Genomic DNA, 1,981 nt, shown 5'->3' with positions numbered 1-1,981 from the left:
CCCAATGGCCCCTGCCACATCGCCTCCGCCACAGCGCGGGTCAGCTCGATCACCGGCGACGGCACTTCGCGCAACAACACATCGTAAAGCCCGACAATCTGCAGCCAGTCCGTGTCCTCTGCCTGGGGCGCTTCGGCATGCACCGCCGCGATCGCCGCCTGCAGGCAATACGGGCCAAAACGCCGTGTGTTCAACGCCTGCTCCACCAGTGCGCAGCCTTCAGCAATCAAGGAGGCGTCCCACACTGCGCGGTTCTGTTCATGCAATAACACCAACTCACCGTCGGCCGAGGTGCGCGTTGCTCGGCGCGACTCATGCAGCAGCATCAGCGCCAGCAAGCCCATGACCTCCGGCTCTGGCAGCAACTCCAGCAGCAAACGCCCCAAACGAATGGCTTCGCGGGTCAGGTCTTCGCGGGTGAGGTCGGCGCCCATGGACGCCGAATAGCCTTCGTTGAACACCAGGTAAACCACGCGCAGCACGCTGTCCAGACGCTCGGGCAACGCGTCCAGGGTAGGCACCTGGTAGGGGATTTTTGCTTCGCGGATCTTGCCCTTGGCGCGCACGATGCGCTGGGCGATGGTGGTGGGCGTGGCCAGAAAGGCGCGGGCGATTTCTTCGGTGGTGAGGTCGCAGATCTCACGCAAGGTCAGCGCCGCCTGGGCGTCGGGTGCCAACGCCGGGTGGCAGCAGGTGAAGATCAGGCGCAAGCGGTCGTCTTCCACGTCTTCCTCACTCCAGTCAGCCGCTTCCAGCGCGTCGGCCTGCTCCTGCAGTAACGGGGTAAAACGTGCCTGTCGGCGTAGGCGGTCGATGGCTTTGAAGCGGCCGGTGGAGACCAGCCAGGCCCGTGGGTTATCCGGCACGCCGTCTTGCGGCCAGCGCTGCAGCGCAATAAAAAACGCCTCGTGCAGCGCCTCTTCAGCCAAGTCGAAATCACCCAGCAAGCGAATCAGCGTCGCCAGTACGCGGCGTGATTCGCTGCGGTAAATCGCCTCGACCTGCGGGGTCAATCGGGCATGCCCTGGGTCACCAAAGCCACCAGGCGGTCGAGGCTCTGGCCCCAGCCGTCATGGAAACCCATGGCTTCGTGGGCCTGCTTGTCAGCTTCGCTCCAATGCATGGCGCGGGCGGTGTACTGGGTCTTGCCGTCGACGGCTTCGAAGGTCACTTCGGCGGTCATGAACGGCTTGCCCGACGGTACCCAGCCCGGCGCAAAGGCATCGGTAAACACCAGCCGGTTCGGCGCCTTGATTTCCAGGAATACGCCCGAGGTCGGGTATTCGGCGCCATCCGGCGCGCGCATCAAGGTACGAAACAGACCACCGACCCACAGGTTCATTTCGCACTCCGGCGTGGTCATGCCGTGTGGCCCCCACCATTGCTGTAACAGCTCGGGCGTGGTCCAGGCGCGAAACACCTTGCTTGGCGGTGCGTCGATCAAACGGCTGATGGACAGTTCAAATTCAGCAGGTTGGGTATTCATGGGGTAAACCTCCTTAAACTCTTGTGGTTGTTGTGTTCAGAGATTCAATTCACGCACGGGGCGCACTTCCACACTGCCGACCCGGGCTGCCGGTATGCCGCCCGCCACCTGGATCGCTTCGTGCAGGTCTTTGGCCTCGATCAGGTAAAACCCTGCGAGCTGTTCCTTGGTTTCGGCAAACGGCCCGTCGGTGATCGACAGCTTGCCATTGCGCATGCGCACGGTGGTGGCCGTGCTCACCGACTCCAACGGCTCGGCGGCGAGCATTCGGCCGCTGGCCTGGATGGCCTCGGCGTAGGCAAAACACTCCGGGTCCGCCGGGCTGTCGGGCGAGGTGTGTAACACCTCTTCGTTGCTGTAGATCAGGCAGAGGTATTTCATGGCGCTCTCCGTTTTCGGACTACTGACTATAGTTCGTGGCGGTCAAGGTTTCAGGTCGAACAATGCCGTGCCGCTTTCCATGTCGAAGGGCGCCGACCAGTGCTCATGCACCAC

The 1,981-nt window shown here is 62.8% G+C and carries 3 protein-coding genes and 1 pseudogene; all 4 read right to left on the bottom strand.

Features of this window, described 5'->3' with window-relative positions; all coding sequences use genetic code 11:
• Window positions 1–1,013, bottom strand: a 1,013-nt coding sequence (locus tag FEM54_RS31500) for an RNA polymerase sigma factor (protein ID WP_138454163.1), incomplete at its 3' end; no start/stop codon positions are given.
• Window positions 1,010–1,486 (bottom strand): SRPBCC family protein, encoded by a 477-nt coding sequence (locus tag FEM54_RS31495; protein ID WP_017135435.1) that lies wholly within the window; start codon window positions 1,484–1,486, stop codon window positions 1,010–1,012. The genes FEM54_RS31495 and FEM54_RS31500, both read right to left, overlap by 4 nt.
• A gap of 36 nt (window positions 1,487–1,522) precedes the next feature.
• On the bottom strand, window positions 1,523–1,867 hold the full coding sequence (locus FEM54_RS31490; protein WP_138454162.1) for a YciI family protein: 345 nt from the start codon (window positions 1,865–1,867) through the stop codon (window positions 1,523–1,525).
• Between the two features lie 42 nt (window positions 1,868–1,909).
• Window positions 1,910–1,981, bottom strand: a pseudogene (locus FEM54_RS31485) (YybH family protein); the annotation flags it as partial.

It is taken from the genome of Pseudomonas edaphica (assembly GCF_005863185.1).
Classification (GTDB): domain Bacteria; phylum Pseudomonadota; class Gammaproteobacteria; order Pseudomonadales; family Pseudomonadaceae; genus Aquipseudomonas; species Aquipseudomonas edaphica.
The sequence above is the reverse complement of the archived record's forward strand: the minus strand, read 5'-3'. Positions and strand labels throughout refer to the sequence as shown.

Coding starts and splice junctions, on each gene's coding strand:
- FEM54_RS31495 (WP_017135435.1), bottom strand. CDS start 1,486: ATGAATACCCAACCTGCTGAATTTGAACTGTCCATCAGCCGTTTGATC.
- FEM54_RS31490 (WP_138454162.1), bottom strand. CDS start 1,867: ATGAAATACCTCTGCCTGATCTACAGCAACGAAGAGGTGTTACACACC.